Annotated in this window: 15 protein-coding genes; 6 read left to right on the top strand and 9 right to left on the bottom strand. The window is 54.2% G+C overall.

Features of this window, described 5'->3' with window-relative positions:
• The first annotated feature begins 69 nt into the window (after positions 1-69).
• The 6 genes from R3I13_RS19945 (at position 70) to R3I13_RS19970 (ending at position 5,419) form a co-directional block, all read left to right on the top strand.
• Complete coding sequence (locus R3I13_RS19945; RefSeq protein ID WP_346319734.1) at positions 70-888, top strand: purine-nucleoside phosphorylase; 819 nt, start codon at positions 70-72, stop codon at positions 886-888.
• A 30-nt stretch (positions 889-918) separates the two neighbouring features.
• Positions 919-2,901 carry a putative porin gene (locus R3I13_RS19950; protein WP_346319735.1) on the top strand — a complete coding sequence of 661 codons (1,983 nt, stop codon included), beginning with the start codon at positions 919-921 and terminating at the stop codon, positions 2,899-2,901.
• A 40-nt stretch (positions 2,902-2,941) separates the two neighbouring features.
• Complete coding sequence (locus R3I13_RS19955) at positions 2,942-3,331, top strand: hypothetical protein (protein ID WP_346319736.1); 390 nt, start codon at positions 2,942-2,944, stop codon at positions 3,329-3,331.
• A gap of 88 nt (positions 3,332-3,419) precedes the next feature.
• Positions 3,420-3,965, top strand: a complete 546-nt coding sequence (locus R3I13_RS19960; RefSeq protein ID WP_346319737.1) for a heavy metal-associated domain-containing protein — start codon at positions 3,420-3,422, stop codon at positions 3,963-3,965.
• Between the two features lie 10 nt (positions 3,966-3,975).
• Positions 3,976-4,845, top strand: coding sequence for a hypothetical protein (locus tag R3I13_RS19965; protein ID WP_346319738.1), 870 nt, complete (start codon positions 3,976-3,978; stop codon positions 4,843-4,845).
• Between the two features lies 1 nt (position 4,846).
• Complete coding sequence (locus R3I13_RS19970; RefSeq protein WP_346319739.1) at positions 4,847-5,419, top strand: AraC family transcriptional regulator; 573 nt, start codon at positions 4,847-4,849, stop codon at positions 5,417-5,419.
• Here the strand turns inward: R3I13_RS19970 and hemN are convergent, their stop codons facing one another.
• The 9 genes from hemN to R3I13_RS20015 form a co-directional block, all read right to left on the bottom strand.
• A complete protein-coding gene (gene hemN, locus R3I13_RS19975; protein ID WP_346319740.1) occupies positions 5,420-6,778 on the bottom strand; it encodes an oxygen-independent coproporphyrinogen III oxidase in 1,359 nt (452 codons plus the stop codon). It lies immediately after the preceding gene.
• A gap of 11 nt (positions 6,779-6,789) precedes the next feature.
• Positions 6,790-7,473, bottom strand: a complete 684-nt coding sequence (locus R3I13_RS19980; RefSeq protein WP_346319741.1) for a sulfite exporter TauE/SafE family protein — start codon at positions 7,471-7,473, stop codon at positions 6,790-6,792.
• On the bottom strand, positions 7,470-7,907 hold the full coding sequence (locus R3I13_RS19985) for a FixH family protein (protein ID WP_346319742.1): 438 nt from the start codon (positions 7,905-7,907) through the stop codon (positions 7,470-7,472). The genes R3I13_RS19980 and R3I13_RS19985 overlap by 4 nt, the downstream gene beginning before the upstream one ends.
• Positions 7,908-7,912: 5 nt before the next feature.
• Positions 7,913-9,358 (bottom strand): cytochrome c oxidase accessory protein CcoG, encoded by a 1,446-nt coding sequence (ccoG, locus tag R3I13_RS19990; protein WP_346319743.1) that lies wholly within the window; start codon positions 9,356-9,358, stop codon positions 7,913-7,915.
• Positions 9,359-9,363: 5 nt separating this feature from the next.
• Positions 9,364-10,386 carry a cbb3-type cytochrome c oxidase N-terminal domain-containing protein gene (locus R3I13_RS19995; RefSeq protein WP_346319744.1) on the bottom strand — a complete coding sequence of 341 codons (1,023 nt, stop codon included), beginning with the start codon at positions 10,384-10,386 and terminating at the stop codon, positions 9,364-9,366.
• A gap of 3 nt (positions 10,387-10,389) precedes the next feature.
• Entirely contained in the window at positions 10,390-10,572 is a 183-nt protein-coding gene (locus R3I13_RS20000) for a CcoQ/FixQ family Cbb3-type cytochrome c oxidase assembly chaperone (protein ID WP_346319745.1), read from the bottom strand.
• A gap of 5 nt (positions 10,573-10,577) precedes the next feature.
• Positions 10,578-12,698, bottom strand: a complete 2,121-nt coding sequence (gene ccoN, locus R3I13_RS20005) for a cytochrome-c oxidase, cbb3-type subunit I (RefSeq protein ID WP_346319746.1) — start codon at positions 12,696-12,698, stop codon at positions 10,578-10,580.
• Positions 12,699-12,708: 10 nt separating this feature from the next.
• Positions 12,709-12,861, bottom strand: a complete 153-nt coding sequence (gene ccoS, locus R3I13_RS20010; RefSeq protein ID WP_346319747.1) for a cbb3-type cytochrome oxidase assembly protein CcoS — start codon at positions 12,859-12,861, stop codon at positions 12,709-12,711.
• A gap of 86 nt (positions 12,862-12,947) precedes the next feature.
• Positions 12,948-15,326 (bottom strand): heavy metal translocating P-type ATPase metal-binding domain-containing protein, encoded by a 2,379-nt coding sequence (locus R3I13_RS20015; RefSeq protein WP_346319748.1) that lies wholly within the window; start codon positions 15,324-15,326, stop codon positions 12,948-12,950.
• Positions 15,327-15,472 lie beyond the last annotated feature (146 nt).

Below are 15,472 nucleotides of genomic sequence, written 5' to 3' on the forward strand. Positions count from 1 at the left end.
TAGAATAGGGATTTCTTTGGGGGGAGATGATGATATGTTATATAGAATTAACTTTGCCGGGCACAAATCATGGCTATGCTGGTACAGATCAATGAAGCAACGGCGTATATACGGCAGTTCGCAGCGGAAACACCCGTGGCGGGCATCATCCTGGGCAGCGGCCTGGGCAACCTGGCCGGGGAGATCACCGACCGTAAGGAGATCCCTTATTCCGACATCCCTCATTTTCCCCCCGCTACGGTGGAGGGGCATTCCGGCAAGCTCATCCTGGGCCGGCTCAGCGGCAGGCCGGTAGTGGCCATGGCAGGGCGTTTCCATTATTATGAAGGGCTCAGCATGCAGCAGGTCACCTTCCCCGTGCGGGTCATGAAGGCGCTGGGCATCCAAACCCTGCTCATTTCCAATGCGGCAGGGGGTATGAACAAGGCTTTCCGCGTGGGCGACCTCATGATCATCACCGATCATATCAACCTCCAGCCTGAGCACCCGCTCCGCGGCCGGAACGAGGATGCGCTGGGTCCCCGCTTCCCGGATATGAGCGAGCCCTATGCTAAAGAACTGGTAACCTCTGCGAAAGCGATTGCTTCCGCCAAAGGCATATCTTTACATACCGGCGTGTACGTGGGCGTACAGGGCCCCACCTTCGAAACCCGGGCGGAATACAAGTTCATGCATGCCATCGGGGGCGACGCCGTGGGTATGAGCACCGTGCCGGAAGTGATCGTAGCTATCCACAGCGGCCTGAAAGTGTTTGCCATGAGCGTGATCACAGACCTGGGCATCCGCGATGAGGACAATGTGATCACCCACGAAGAAGTACTGGCCGCGGCCAAAGGAGCGGAACCACATTTAACATATATTTTCAGCGAACTGGTCCGACAATTGTAGCAAATTGGGGATCCCACACGAATCATCAGGATGAGGCATTTCACTATCGTTTTTTTACTGCTGGTATGCTCCGGCTCAGCCCTCCGGGCGCAATTCAATACCAACCGCCTCCCGGGCCGCGGCGGTGGCGGCGGCAACGCGTCTATGCAGCGCGATACCACCAAACACGACCATGAGCCCGATACCCTCACGCTCCGCTTCCGCTACCTGGACGAGCCTACGGATTTTATGCTGGATTCCACCATCTCAGACTTCCAGCTCAATTACCTGGGCATACCCGCTTCCTACCTGACGCTCGGCAACAATGGCAACGCCGCCCGCAACCTGCTGCTCACCCCGCGCATGATCCCCGGCTTCGATCCCGGTTTTCACGCGTTCGACATATACAGCTTCAATCACACGAATGCCCGCTTTTATAATACCAACCGGCCTTATTCCGAACTGGGCTACCTCATCGGCGCCAAGCAGGAGCAGATGATCAACCTGATGCACACGCAGAACAGGGGAGAGAAGTTCAACTTCTCCTTTGCTTACCGCAAGATCAACTCCCCCGGCTTTTACCGGAACCAGAGCACCAACCACGACAATTACCGCGTGACGGCCAATTACAACAGCCAGAACAAACGGTATCACCTTTTCGTGAGCTATTATCTCAATAAGCTGAACGGCGGCGAGAACGGGGGGATACAGAACCCGGCGGACCTCGAGAATTCCGAATTCACCCAGCTGCGCCTCATTCCCACCAACCTGGGCAGCGCCAGCGCGCAGAGCAGCAGCTTTTTCAATACTTCCATCAACACCAAGAACGCCTACCAGGAAGCAGGCATCCTGCTGCGCCAGCAATACGACTGGGGCAAGGGCGACTCCATCCACATCAACGATACAACGGACATCTATAAATTCGACCCGCTGTTCAGGGTAGAGCACACTTTCAATTATACCGAAAATACCTACCGCTTCATCGACGCATCACCGGATTCGCTCTGGTACGCCGATCATTACGGTTTCAGGATACCCAAGGGCGGCAACGACAGCGTATATACCCGCCACCGCTGGCGCATGATGAGCAACGATATATCCGTCATGCAATTCCCCGTTCGCGGCAACACCGCGCACTTCATCAAGCTGGGAGGCACGCTGGAAACCATTGCCGGGCAATTCCAGGCCCAGAATGAATCGTTCATGAACTTCATGGCGCATGGTGAATACCGCAACAAGACCCGCAACCAGCGCTGGGATCTCCAGGCCAAAGGCAATTTTTACGTGATCGGTGAAAATGCGGGAGATTATGCGGTAATGGGCCGCCTCAGCCGCTTCCTCAACGAAACCCTCGGCAACGTGAGCGTAATGGCCATGAACGTGAATAAAGAGCCCTCTTATGTATACCGCTATTTCGGCAGCAATTTGCGCGCGCCGTGGCAGAACAATAACCTGGACAAGGAGAACATTACGCAGATACAGGTCAAAGCAGACAATAAGAAGCTGAAATATAATGTGACGGCGAATTATTACCTCTTCAACAAATACACTTATTTTAAAAGTTTTACGGAAAGCGACCAGTTCACCGGCCTGTTCAACCTGCTGCAGCTCGTGGTTTACAAGCGCCTGGACGTGAAGAGCTTCACTTTCGACGCGGACGCCGCCTTCCAGCAGATCGCGGGAGACGCGCCCGTGCAGCTGCCCGCCTTCTGGGCCAGGCTGCGCATGGCCTACACCGCCCGCCTGTTTAAAAACCTGAACCTGTATACCGGGCTGGAAGGGAAATACAACACGCCGTATTACGCGGATGATTATTCCCCGGTGGTTGGTCAGTTTGTATACCAGAACCTCCAGCAGTTCAGCAACATGCCCGATGTGGCCGCTTTCGTGCATTTCAGGATCAAATCCTTCACAGCCTATGTGCGCGGCGAGAACCTGAATTCTTTTGTATGGAACTATAATTTCAACGCCCCGCTGTACCCCAGCAACGACTTTGCGGTACGGGTAGGCATCCGCTGGTGGTTCGTGAACTAACAGCTGTGCTATTTCAGCCGGAATACCTTAAATTTGTAGCGTGAAGAAAATGCTCACCATATGTTTTGCTATACTTTACACGCTGATTACCAGCGGGTTTAGTGTCAATGCGCATTATTGTATGGGCGAGCTGGCTTCCATAGGCCTGCATGATACCTCCGATGAACCCTGCCCCAAATGCGGCATGCCCCTGAAAGGCGATTGCTGCAAAGACGAGGCGAAGTTCTTCAAAATGGACGATTCGCACCAGGCCGCCAAAGCCTTTGCAGGCATCACCGAACCATGGGTGGCCCTGCCGGTGGCTGTTCAGCCTGTATGGCTCCAGCCCGTTTTCAACACCCCGGTGCTCAAAGCCTGGGCTCCCGTTCACGCGCCGCCCCTCATACCGGCGCTTCCCCTTTACAAGCAACACTGCATTTTCCTGATCTGATCCCGGCCGCTTTTTTCCGGACCGTACAACCGTGCGTGTATTCCGCACGTATTATGTTACCGGGCATTCAGCCCGAAAAATCAAGATCATGAAAACAATCCTCATAGCTATTGCATTCATCGGTGCACAGTTGACCGCTTCAGCACAATATAAAAAGGCCGCCTTGCAGGCAGCAGGCCTCACCTGCGCCATGTGTTCCAACGCCACCCAGAAAGCCTTGAAAACATTGCCTTTCGTGGATAAGATCGATACCGACCTGAACACCACCACCTTCATCCTCCACTTCAAACCCAACACCGCCGTGAACCTGGACCAGATCAGGCAGAAAGTGGAAGGCGCAGGTTTCTCCGTTGCCACCCTGAAAGTAACTGCCAATTTCGACCAGGTGAAGGTGGAAAATGATACGCATATACCCTTTGCCGGGCAAACGCTGCATTTTATGAACGTAAAGCCGCAGGTATTGCAGGGCGAAAAAGAAGTGACCGTTATCGACAAGGATTTCGTGACTTCCAAAGTGTACAAGAAATACAGCGCACAGACCAAAATGACCTGTTACGCTACCGGCACTATGGCTGAATGCTGCCAGCCCGGCGCGAAAACCGCGGGCAAAAGAGTATATCACGTCACCATTTAAGCCCCGTTCTATGCTGAAGCAATTATTTTTGTTCTTCGCCTTTACGGGTGCGGCTGCCGCTGCGCAGGCGCAGGAACTGTACGTGTATACGGAACCGGCCAGCAACATGGCCGTCAATTCGCTGGGCGTGCGGGTTACCAGCAAGCTCTTCCCGATGGACCATGTGGATTACAAAGGCTACCGCCTGCAGCCGGAAGTGATGTTCGGCTTCTCCAAGAAGCTGATGCTGCATGCCAGCACTTATTTCTCCAACATGATGCAGAAGCAGTTCGAGTTTGAAGGCGCCAGCGTGTACGCGAAGTACCGGTTCATTTCCCTGGACGATGTGCAATCCCATTTCAGGATGGCCGCTTTCGTGAAAGGGGCGCTGATCAATAACCCGTACATGCCGCCCATGCGCGACCATGATCATGCCGCGAAACCTTACAACAACGAAGAGCTGGACCTGGACGGCAGCTCATCCGGCGTCAGCGGCGGCATCATTGCCACGCAGCTGCTGCATAAGCTGGCGCTTTCAGGCACCGTGGCCTACGACCGGTATATGCGGAACACGAAAGACGAAATGCCGCTTTTCTTTTCGAAAAATGCGCTGAATTACAGTCTTTCCGCCGGCTACCTGCTGTTCCCGCGCAAGTATAAGAACTACAAACAGACGAACGTGAACCTGTACGTGGAATTCCTCGGCAAAAGCAACCTGGACCAATACCGCCGCAATTATTATGTGGACGCGGCGCCGGCCGTGCAGCTCATCATCAACAGCAACTCCCGCGTGGACTTCGGTTACCGCTGGCAGCTGTACGGTAATATGGACCGCGTGATGGACCGCAGTTTTTTACTGCGTTATGAGTTCAATTTTTACAACATCAGAAAGCAGCAATAATATGAGTAAGGCAGAATTACATATCAAGAACATGGTTTGCCCCCGCTGTATTAAAATGGTGCGCTACGTGCTGGAGCACCAGGGCCAGGAAGTGCTGGATGTGAGCCTGGGAAAGGCTTTGCTGAAAAAGGCCCCCGATGCTTCGCAGATGGAAAGCATTGCCGAAGCGCTGAAAGAAGAAGGGTTCACTTTGCTGGACGACCGCCGGCACCAGGTCGTGGAAGCCATCAAGAACTTCGTGGTGGAAACCGTGCACTACGGCGAGCTGGACGAGCTGAATGAAAACTTCTCCACGCTGCTGGCGCAGAAGCTGCAAAAGGATTATCACCAGCTGAGCAAGCTGTTTTCCGAAACAGAGAACACTACGATCGAGCAATATATCATTCAGCAGAAAATAGAACGGGTGAAGGAACTGCTGGTATATGGCGAACTAACGCTGAGCGAGATCGCTTACAAGCTGGGATACAGCAGCGTGGCGCATCTCTCCGGGCAATTCAAAAAAGTGACAGGGCTCACGCCCAGCCATTTCAAGCAGCTGAAAGACGATAAACGCAAGCCGCTGGATCACATCTGATCAGATAGCGCTGCTGAAAAGCTTTGCCTGCGGGGTATTCCGCCAGAGCTGTGCATCAAAGGCCATACATATGTTACGTATGTATGGCCTTCCTTTTTCGGTCACTTCCACGCCATTCCGCAGCACCGCTACCAGCCCGTCCTTCTCGGGCTCCTGCAGCCGCTGAAGGCATTCCATGACGGCTGCGCACTGAACATCTTTTTTGTCCCAGCCGGTGCGGAAGCTGCACATCAGGTCCCGGATATGTTTGCGCAGCAGCAGGTCTTCGCTGCTGAGCAAATGCCCTTTGGCTATGGGTAATTTTCCCGCCTGGACGGATTCCTGGTAAGCAGCCAATGTCTTTTCATTTTGTGTATAAACAGACTGGCCGTCGCTGATGGCGGATACGCCGAGGCCTACGAGCATACCGGTATGTGAAACGGTGTAGCCCATAAAATTGCGGTGCAGGCGGCCCTGCTGCCACGCCTGGTACAAGGGATCGCCCGGCAGGGCGAAATGATCCATGCCGATCTCGGTATAACCATATTGCTCCAGCAACGACCTTCCCGTTTGATACAAAGCGAGCTTGTCTGCTCCCTGCGGCAGGTCTTTTTCGGAGAAGAGGCGCTGGCCGTTGCCTTTGATCCAGGGAACATGGGCGTAGCCATAGAATGAAATGCGGTCCGGCCGCAGCTGCATTACCTGGCTGATGGTGTTTTGAATAGATGCGGTGGTTTGCAGAGGCAGGCCGTAGATCAGGTCGAAGTTTACGGACTGGTAGCCGGTTTGCCGGGCCGTTGTTACCGCCCTTTCCACGTTTTCGAAAGGCTGGATGCGGTGGATGATGGTTTGTATCTCCGGGTTTAAGTCCTGTATGCCAAGGCTCATCCGCCGGAAACCAAGATAGTGGAGCGTTTGCAGGTGCTCTTCCGTCGTATTGTTAGGGTGGCCTTCGAAGCTAAGGTCTGCATCGGGCAGGAGGGTGGCGGTGGAAAAGATTTGTTCCAGCAGGCGGCGGAGATTGGCGGCACTGAAAAATGTAGGCGTTCCGCCGCCGAGGTGCAGTTCCCGGATGCGCGGCGTTTCGCTGAACAGCTGCCGGTAGAGCGCCCATTCCTTTAGCAGCGTATCGATATAGGGCGCTTCGTAGCCGTGGTTCTTCGTGATGTATTTGTTGCAGCCGCAGTAAGTGCAAAGCTGTTCGCAAAAAGGAAGATGAATATACAACGCGATACCAGTTGCGCTGTTGGCAGTGGTAAAGGCCGCCTGGAAGCGGGATGCCCATTCTTCTTTGATGAAACCAACCGTATTCCAGTAAGGAACGGTGGGATAACTGGTATACCGCGGCGCGGCCGTATCATATTTTTCAAGAAGTTTCATGTAGCGATTTTTTAATGACAATGCTGATGCGTTTGCTGTGGCTGCTCCGGCGTCATCACCGGGCTGATGTAAGGAATGCCGAGGTTCATGCCGCGCAGTATCAGCAGCATGGCCATCACCCCGACCACCAGCGGAATGGCCTGTCTTATGCGGTGCCTGACAGGCATGCTGATGAGCTGGCTGAACCAGGTTACGGCCATCATAGCGGGAAGCGTGCCCGCGCCGAACGCCGCCATGAACAATGCGCCGTCCACAATACTCCCCGCCGCCAGCGCGCCGGCAATAGCCATGTATACCAGTCCGCAGGGCAGGAAGCCGTTAAGGAAACCAATCGCATATAACGTGCTGAAACGCGGGCGGGACAATAACTTTCCTAACTGAGCACGGACGAAGGCCATCCCCGGCGCGGGCAGGTAACGTTGAAAGAACAAAGTACCCAGCAGCAGCACGCCCAGCGAAACGGACAGCCATTGCTGCAAGCCGCCGATATAGAACTGGCGGCCTATCCAGCCGAACAGCGTGCCCATCAGCATATAAGCGGTAACCCGCCCGGTGTTGTATAAAAGGATCCCGGATAATTTCCTGGCGCCTTTGAACTGCTGCACGGGCAGCGTAAGCGCAATGGGGCCGCACATGCCGATGCAGTGGAAACTTCCGAGGAAGCCGAGGATGACGGCTGGTAATACGATGTTCATTGTATAAAGATTTGCGTTTCCTGGAAATAGGAGGCGCCGCCTTGTTCCCATTGAAGTTTGACTTGGTAATTTCCTTTTTGCAGTTGCTCCCCGGGTACCACCAGTTTCCCTTCAGCATCGATCGTGATCGGCGTTGTGATATCGTAGCGGGAATCGGAAGGGCGGTAGAAATGCGCCTGTCCTTTCACCGGGATGTTCCGCAGCTCTTCCGGGAATGTAATGAGAACTAGGTTGCCCTGCTGGCAAACGGATACCGGTTCAGAAAGTCTGCCTACATTGCGCTGCCCATCAATCACCTGCTGGAATTTCAGCTCTTCCGCATAGTAATCGGGCGTTACCATGTCTATGCGGGTTTGCATGCTTTTGGTAACGAGCGTCACAATGCCGGCGGCAAATAGGATAAATACGACAATGATGGAATGTCCCCAGTTCATAGCATTTAGTTTACAGGTCCGAGAAATGTGGTGCGCATACGAAGCACTTGCTGATTGCCTTCATACAGCCCTATTTTTAAGGTGGATTTTCTTTTGTTGACGGCCTTCCGCGGCAATACGATAAAAAATGTTCCTTCTCCCTGGCCTTCCGCTTTGATGCGGATATATGGCCGGCCGATCAGTTCTATTCTTCCTTCTATGCCTTCCAGCTGCAAGGTAACCGGCATATCTGCCGTGGTCTTGTTGACAAGCTTGATGCGATAGAGGTTGCTGACGCTATCTTTCCCCCGCTCCTGGTAAAGCATGCCCGCTGTGCGTATGATCGTGGCCCCTGCGGGCTTCCGGCTGGCCAGCATCACGGTGATGGCTGTGGTGAGCAGCAGGAGGATGACGGTATAGGTTTTCAGCCGGGGCGTGAAATGCAGTTTTTTCTTCTCCGTTATCCCGTTCTCTGATGTATAGCGGATCAGGCCTTTGAGGCGGCCGGTCTTTTCCATCATAAAATCGCAGGCGTCCATGCAGGCGGTGCAGTTGATGCATTCCAGCTGTGTGCCGTTGCGGATGTCTATCCCGGTGGGGCAAACCTGTACGCATTGCAGGCAGTCTATGCAGTCGCCCGGTGGAGGCTGCAGGATCTTGCTACAGTTCCCGCAATCCGTGCAACTGCACTCTTTTTTTTCTGTTTCCTTTTTGTGGAACTTGCCCCTTGGTTCACCGCGCAGGTGATCATACGCCACCACCACGGAATCTTTGTCAAGCAGCACACTTTGCAGCCTGCCGTATGGGCATACCACGGTGCATACCTGTTCGCGGAAAAAAGCGAACACGGCATAGAACACGAAAGAAAAGACCATGATCGCCGCAAACCCGCCGGCATGGGCAGACAGCGGTTCGGTAACGATCTTCCACAGCTCCGCTGTACCGATAATGTAAGCAAGAAAAGTATTGGCAATGCAAAAGGAGAGGAGGAAGAAGACGCTGTGCTTAAGCGTTTTTTTCATCACCTTTTCAGTGGTCCATGGGCCTCGGTTAAGCACCTTTTGTGCGGCGGCTGTTCCTTCTATCATGTATTCTATGCGCCTGAAAAGCATTTCCATGAAAATAGTTTGCGGGCACACCCATCCGCAGAACAGCCGGCCGAACGCCATGGTGAACAATACGATGAACAGGATGAACGTAACCATCACCAGCCCGAAAATGAAAAAATCCTGCGGCCAGAACACTGCGCCGAAGAGGATAAACCTTCCATCCACCACATTAAAAAGGAACAGGGGCCTGCCGTTGATGTGGATGAACGGCAGGCTGAAAAACAATAAAAAACAACAGATGCTCACAATGGTCCTTGCGTTGTAGAACCTGCCCGCAGGCTGCTTTGCATAGATCCAGTTCCGCTTCCCCCGTTCGTTGACGGTGGCCAGGCTGTCACGGTATTTTTCCTCTTCTTCTTTCATTTTCTTTATTCTTTCTGTCCTTCTGCTGCTTTAGGATTGGCGGGCGTAGTGCCTTGCAGCGAGCGGATAAACCCTGCCAGCTGCGCGATCTGTTTGGGCGAGAGGTCGTCTTTCCAGGATTTCATGCCTTTGTCGGGCACGCCGTATTTGATGGTGGAGAATATCTCGTTCACTTTCCCGCCATGCAACCAGTAAGGGTCTGTGAGGTTGGGTCCTACCAGTCCTTGTCCTTCCGGGCCGTGGCAGGCGGCGCAGCTGGCGGTGAAGACCTTGCGCGCTGCTTCCAGTTCTGCCGCGTCGGTGATGAGCGTTACGGAATGCTCGTCGATATTATTGGCGGCGTTTTTCAGGTATTCTTCTTTTGCCACGGCGGCTTTACGGTTGGCAATGTCCAGCTCCTCCAGCTGCAGGGGAGCGGCGTGGGTAACGTGGTAGCGCCAGATGTACACCACGGCGAACACCATGCTGAAATAGAATCCCCATCTCCACCACGGCGGGGTAGGATTGTTCAGCTCGCGTATGCCGTCGTAATCATGGCCCATATCGGCTTCCGCCTCTGCGGCGGCATCCACGCTGCGCGTGCGGTTGAGCTTTTCCATCCAGCTGATGCGCGGTTTGGCCGCTGCCTTCACTTTCGGCTTGCGTTTGCGCGAAATGCCGGTGAGCACACGGAGGGCCTGCAGCAGGAAAAGCAGTACCAGCAGCTCCAGTGCAATGACGGAGAGCAGCATGTAAAACACCTCGTCAGACAGGCCGGCCACGATGCCGGCCGATTTGGCGCTGGCGGTTTGCGAAGCTGCCAGCAGCAACAGTATGAGGGGTATTTTTTTCATTCTTTCACGGTAGATGTCCGTAGCGGACAGCACCGTATAACCAAGGGTGATAATGGCGAGCAGCAGCCCGGCGGCCACGGCAAGCAATAACAGCGCAACAGGATGGCTTAGCTCGCCGTAACCGCTGCCCGGCGCGCTTTGTGAAAAAGCTGTAAGGGATGAAAGGAGTATCATGCAGGTCAGTATAGATCTCATATCCTACTGTTTTTTAAGTGAATCGTTATCGTCTAATGGCAGGCCGCTGATATGGTCCATCATCTTCCGGTCTGCCCGGAAGGCCCACCAGGCCGCCAGCAGGAAGAAGACGGAGAAAATGATGAGCGAGACCATGGGGTAGATGCTCACATCGTCTATCGATTTCAGGTAATTGATGAATTTCATACGTTTTAGTTTTTATCGGCGGTTACTTTAATGTCTTTCCCCAGCCTTTGCATATAAGCGATCAGGGCAACGATCTCGCGGTTCGCCGGTATGTCCAGTTTATCCTTTTTCAGGTTATTCGCGATCTGCGTGGCCTGGTCCTCGAGGTCGGCCTTTGCCTGCAGTTCATATCCTTCGGGGTAAGGCACGCCCAGCTTACGCATTACGTTGATCATCGCCGGGGTTTTGGCATTGTCGATATTGTTGTCGAACAGCCAGGGATAGGATGGCATGATGGAGCCCGGGCTCATAGACGTTGGGTCGAGCATGTGGTTGTAATGCCAGCTGTCCGGGTATTTGCCGCCGAGGCGGGCCAGGTCGGGGCCGGTTCTCTTGGAGCCCCATTGGAAGGGGTGGTCGTAGATGAATTCGCCGGCTTTGGAATAGTCGCCGTAGCGGGCCACTTCATCGCGGAAAGGGCGCACCATCTGCGAATGGCAGGTATAGCAGCCTTCGCGGATATATACATCGCGGCCGTGAAGCTCCAGCGGGGTGTAGGGCTTCACGCTGCTGATGGTGGGGATATTGCTTTTGACGAGGAAAGTAGGCACCATTTCAAATATGCCGCCAATGCCCACTACGACCAGGCTGAGTATTACCATCTGCACCGGCCTGCGTTCTATCCAGTTATGCCAGTGGGCAGTGCCGTAAGCGGCGGCGGTCTTTACCAGCGGCGCGGCCTCTGCGGCTTCATTGGCTACGAAAGAGCCGCGGCGTACGGTTTTCACGATGTTGACGATCATCAGTATAAGACCGCTCACATATAATAATCCACCTAACGCGCGCAGCGCATACATCGGCACAATGGAGGTCACTGTTTCGAGGAACTGGAAACGCAGCGTGCCGTCTTCGGTGAACTGCTTCCACATCATGCTCTGCGTAAACGCAGCCCAATAAAGGGGGATCGCATAAAAGACGATACCCAGCGTGCCTATCCAGAAGTGCGTGTTGGCCCATTTCCTGGAATACAGCGTGGTGGAGAAGATGCGCGGTATCATCCAGTACAGTATCCCGAAAGTTAGGAAGCCGTTCCAGCCCAGCGCGCCAACATGTACGTGCGCGATGGTCCAGTCTGTATAGTGGCTGATGGCGTTTACGTTCTTTAAACTAAGCATGGGCCCTTCGAAAGTGGCCATGCCGTAGCAGGTGAGCGCGACCACGAAAAATTTCAGGATGGCGTCTTCCCGCACCCGGTCCCATGCACCGCGCAGGGTAAGCAGGCCGTTGAGCATACCGCCCCATGAAGGCGCGATCAGCATGATAGAGAATACGGTGCCGAGGCTTTGCGCCCATTCGGGCAGCGCGGTATACAGCAGGTGGTGAGGCCCTGCCCAGATATAGATGAAAATGAGCGACCAGAAGTGGATAATAGACCAGCGGTAGGAATATACCGGGCGGTTGGCGGCTTTGGGCACAAAGTAATACATCAGTCCCAGGTAAGGCGTAGTGAGGAAGAACGCCACTGCATTGTGCCCGTACCACCACTGTACCAGCGCATCCTGCACGCCGGCGTACCAGGAGTAGCTTTTGAACAGGGACAGCGGCATTTCGAAGGAGTTGATGATATGCAGCATCGCTACGGCCACCCAGGTGCCGATATAGAACCAGATGGCCACATAGAGATGCGCCACGCGCCGTTTCAGGATAGTGCCCAGCATGTTGGCGCCGAATACCAGCCAGATAAGCGTGATGGCAATATCGAAAGGCCATTCCAGCTCCGCATATTCCTTCCCGGTGGTGTAGCCCATGAACAGGGTGAGCGCGCCCCCGGCGATGATGGCCTGCCAGCCCCAGAAATGTATCTTGCTCAGCAGGTCGCTGTACATGCGGGCCTTACAAAGGCGTTGCAGTGAATAGTACACGCCCATGAAAATGCCGTTGCCTACAAAGGCGAAGATCACGGCATTGGTATGCACAGGCCGCAGCCTGCCGAAGGTCACCGGGGCATACCCGAGGTTCATTTCGGGGCGTACCAGCGCAATGGCCGCCCACAGCCCGGCCAGCATCCCAATGAGGCCCCAGAACATGGTGGCGTAAGCAAACCATTTCACGGTACGGTTGTCGTAAGAAAATTTTTCGAGGGACATATTGCTTTGTTTATTCTTTATCGGTTTCTTCTTCAAACAAAATGCGGTGGGCCGGAGAAAAATCATCTTCATATTGCCCGTCTTTCACAGACCAGATGAAGCTGGCGAGAAAGAACAACGCCACGGCAAGGCTGGCGCCCAGCAGGAGGATAATCACGTTCATGGAAGGTCGTTTTGATCGATAGTGTAAAATTACTTTGCACGGAACCGCGGGTTTATGACGGCAATCACTACGCGGAGTGATCGTCATCAACGCAACAGCTTCCTGCCCGCCCATTCGCTCAGCGCATAGGTGAGCAGGATGATGCTGATTGAACTGGCAGGCATGAGTATGGCGGCTGTAAGCGGCGACAGGCGGCCTTGTACGGCAAAGAACAAACCTGTGATATTATAAGCTGTGCTGTATACGAAGCTGAACAGGATGATCCGTTTATTGACCTTGCAGAGACGGATGAACGCCGGGAGCTTGTGCAACTGCGCGGCTTCAAGGATGCCGTTGCTGGCAGGCGTGAAGTTGTTGCTGTTCTCTGCCAGCGAAATACCGGTATTGCTTTGTTTCAGCGCGCCCGCATCATTCAGCCCGTCGCCGATCATGAGCACCTGTTCGCCCTGTTTGCGCAGCTGCAGGATGTAATCGAGCTTGTCATGCGCCTGCTGCCTGAATTTGAGCACGGCGTCCCTGCCCATCATTTTACGGAGATTGCCGGCTTCGCCGGGCTGGTCGCCGGAGATGAGTGAAAGGCGATAGTTTTTCTGCAACGTTTTCAGCATCTGTTCGATGCCGTTCCGGTAGGTATGGCGGATGAGGAAGTACCCTGCATGGTCGCCGTTGATATTGACTTGCACGATGCTGCTGCTGACGGGACCCGGTTCTTTCGCGCCGGTGTAGGTTGTGCTTCCGAGCTGTATGTGCATCTGGTTGACCCAGCCCTGCAGCCCCATGCCCGGCTGTTCGGAGAACCTCCTGATGGTGTGCGTTGCGGGCTTGCCGCAATACTGCCTTACCTGGATACTGAGCGGATGCTGCGATGCCGCAGTCACGGCGGCGATAGCGTTTTTTTCAGAAGAGCTGAGCGCACGCCCGTGCCATTCGGTAACGGCGCTTTGTTTGCCGGTGAGCGTTCCCGTTTTGTCGAATACAATATGGGTAGTGCCCGCCAGGCCTTCGATGGCCTGCGCATTGCGCAGGTACAGCCGGTGGCGGCTGAGAATGCGGAGGATGTGGCCGTTGGTGAAGGATGCCGCCAGCAGCAACGCGCAGGGGCAGGCAATGATGAGAATGGCCGTTACGGAAGGCCATATCTTTGAAGAATCGTATATGCCCCAGTAGAGCGCGGTAATGGCTGCAATGGTCAATACCACCCAGCTGAAATACTGGCCCAGCAAATGAATGAATGACGCTTTTGGCCGCTGTTCCTCCCGCAGGTCGTCGCGGTTCCAGAGACTGGTCAGGTAGCTCTGCGCCACTTCTTTGATCACCAGCAACTCCATATTGCCTTCCAGCTGCCGCCCGCCGGCATAGATGATCTCACCGGTCTGTTTCAGTACGGGAGCCGATTCCCCGGTTACAAAGCTGTAGTCTATCAAAGCTTTGCCCCGCACGAGGATGCCGTCTGCCGGCACCAGTTCTTCGTGATGTATTAAAAGGGAATCGCCGTTCCTTACCTCAGGCAGGCGGGTGGGTATTTCGGTGTCGTTCTTTATAACGGTAATGGCTATGGGGAAGTAAGCAGTATAATCCCTGTCGAATGTAAGCCCCTGGTAGGTTTTTTCCTGCAGCAGCCTGCCAATGAGCATAAAGAGCACGATGCCCGTCATGCTGTCGAAATACCCGCTGCCGGCGCCGCTGAGCACATCGGCAAGGCTGCGTATAAAAGTGACAAATATGGCCAGCACGATCGGCGTGTCGATATTGAGGAAGCCGTGCCGTAGGCCTTTCCATGCGGGCAGGTAAAAGGCCTGGGCGCTGTAAAACACCACCGGAAGGGATAATGCGAGATTGAGGTAACGGAAAATAACAGACATGCCGCCTTCCATATGTCCCGGGCGGGAGAAATATTCCGGGAAGCTGAGCAGCATGATATTGGCGAAGCAGAAGCCTGCTACGCCCAGTTGATAAACGAGTTGCCGGTTGGAAGGTTTGGCGGGTTTCTTCAGGTCCTGTAAGCTGATGTACGGTTCATACCCAATAGCAGTAAGGGTTTCGGCCACTTTCCGCATGGAGGTGGCGGTATGCCGGTAAATTATTTTCGCTTCTTTTTTGGTGAAATTGACCTGCACCTGTTGCACGCCGGGGTCCAGCCGGTGGAGGTTTTCCAGCAGCCAGAGGCAGGAGCTGCAATGGATGGCCGGGATTAAAAAAACAACATGCGTAAGCGCTTCGTCGCGGAATTGCAGCAGTTGTTGCTGCGTACGCTCATCGTCCAGGAATGCGAACTTGTCTTTCCTTGCCGGCGCCGTCTGTGCCATACCTGGCTTTTCATTCAGGGCATAATACTGGCAAAGGCCATTTTCGGCTAACAGTTCGTATACCATTTTGCAGCCGTTGCAGCAGAACTTTGTTTCACCGGTACACGGCTCCCCGCAATGGATACATTGTTGCCGGGTATCGCTGGTTGCTGAGATCATGCCCTAAAAGTACACCCGGCTGCTGTGGCGGGCGATGAGTATAGTCAAGCCGGCCGGTGATGCTGGTCACTGACGAAAGTCAGTTTTGGGCAAATATAAAAGACCGGGCTCATTCGTGTGAGCCCGGTCCCTTTTTTTTATTAGCG

Source organism: Chitinophaga sp. YIM B06452, from assembly GCF_039655965.1.
GTDB lineage: Bacteria > Bacteroidota > Bacteroidia > Chitinophagales > Chitinophagaceae > Chitinophaga.

Coding starts and splice junctions, on each gene's coding strand:
- R3I13_RS19945 (WP_346319734.1), top strand. CDS start 70: ATGGCTATGCTGGTACAGATCAATGAAGCAACGGCGTATATACGGCAG.
- R3I13_RS19995 (WP_346319744.1), bottom strand. CDS start 10,386: ATGAGATCTATACTGACCTGCATGATACTCCTTTCATCCCTTACAGCT.
- ccoS (WP_346319747.1), bottom strand. CDS start 12,861: ATGAACGTGATTATCCTCCTGCTGGGCGCCAGCCTTGCCGTGGCGTTG.
- ccoN (WP_346319746.1), bottom strand. CDS start 12,698: ATGTCCCTCGAAAAATTTTCTTACGACAACCGTACCGTGAAATGGTTT.
- ccoG (WP_346319743.1), bottom strand. CDS start 9,358: ATGAAAGAAGAAGAGGAAAAATACCGTGACAGCCTGGCCACCGTCAAC.
- R3I13_RS20000 (WP_346319745.1), bottom strand. CDS start 10,572: ATGAAATTCATCAATTACCTGAAATCGATAGACGATGTGAGCATCTAC.
- R3I13_RS19950 (WP_346319735.1), top strand. CDS start 919: ATGAGGCATTTCACTATCGTTTTTTTACTGCTGGTATGCTCCGGCTCA.
- R3I13_RS19970 (WP_346319739.1), top strand. CDS start 4,847: ATGAGTAAGGCAGAATTACATATCAAGAACATGGTTTGCCCCCGCTGT.
- R3I13_RS19980 (WP_346319741.1), bottom strand. CDS start 7,473: ATGAACATCGTATTACCAGCCGTCATCCTCGGCTTCCTCGGAAGTTTC.
- R3I13_RS20015 (WP_346319748.1), bottom strand. CDS start 15,326: ATGATCTCAGCAACCAGCGATACCCGGCAACAATGTATCCATTGCGGG.
- R3I13_RS19985 (WP_346319742.1), bottom strand. CDS start 7,907: ATGAACTGGGGACATTCCATCATTGTCGTATTTATCCTATTTGCCGCC.
- hemN (WP_346319740.1), bottom strand. CDS start 6,778: ATGAAACTTCTTGAAAAATATGATACGGCCGCGCCGCGGTATACCAGT.
- R3I13_RS19960 (WP_346319737.1), top strand. CDS start 3,420: ATGAAAACAATCCTCATAGCTATTGCATTCATCGGTGCACAGTTGACC.
- R3I13_RS19965 (WP_346319738.1), top strand. CDS start 3,976: ATGCTGAAGCAATTATTTTTGTTCTTCGCCTTTACGGGTGCGGCTGCC.